We start from the raw sequence: 699 nt of genomic DNA on the forward strand, positions 1-699 counted from the left end.
GTCCAAGAAGGTATTTATACCTACGAAACCATGGATGGTGCCGTGTGCGAACCCGTTGTGTATATGATGGACCGTTTCGTAATCGGTGGTTTTTTCCGTGTACACGAAGGCCGTGGTGCAGACGAAAACCTCAACGCCGGCGGTATGGTATTTGTGCCACTGTCCAACAGCATTCCCACCGGCAGTGGCGACAATTCCCAAGAAGCGCCCGAAGCCTGCAAGCGCGTATTTGAACAATGGGACTCGCTCGGCATGCCACGCTCCGAAAAAGACTGCGACGTGGACAACGAACACAACCGCCTCTACGTTTACGGCGTAATGGCGCGCCTGTCCTTGCTTGCTGCCGCATTGGAGCTGGAGAAAACCGCGCCTCAAGCCTAATAAAACGTTGATCGATATTGTCAGGCCGTCTGAAAATTAGTTTTCAGACGGCCTTTTCTGTCTGTACAATTCATTCTAACTAAAAAAAACATGATTTATTTTTATGAGCAAACCAGCCAATCCAGTTGAGACAACCGACAATCTGCAAGACCAAACCATGCAGCGCAGCAATACCGACAATGCGCCGCGTTCTGCCATCCACCAAACCTTATATTCCGCCGATACCTTTGTTCAGCATGATTATCTTGCCGGAAAAAACTTGCCCGATATTGCCCGCCCGCAAGAAGGTCAAATCAACTGGCTGCATTTTGTCGGCAT

Annotated in this window: 1 protein-coding gene and 1 pseudogene; both read left to right on the forward strand. The window is 49.8% G+C overall.

Annotated features, from left to right (window positions below; all coding sequences use genetic code 11):
* Positions 1–381: glutamate--cysteine ligase (locus ACTHS3_RS16375; RefSeq protein ID WP_440368557.1), on the forward strand; the 381-nt coding region annotated here is incomplete at its 5' end.
* A 103-nt stretch (positions 382–484) separates the two neighbouring features.
* Positions 485–699: pseudogene (locus tag ACTHS3_RS16380) on the forward strand (magnesium/cobalt transporter CorA); the annotation flags it as partial.

It is taken from the genome of Neisseria sp. P0009.S007 (assembly GCF_051962515.1).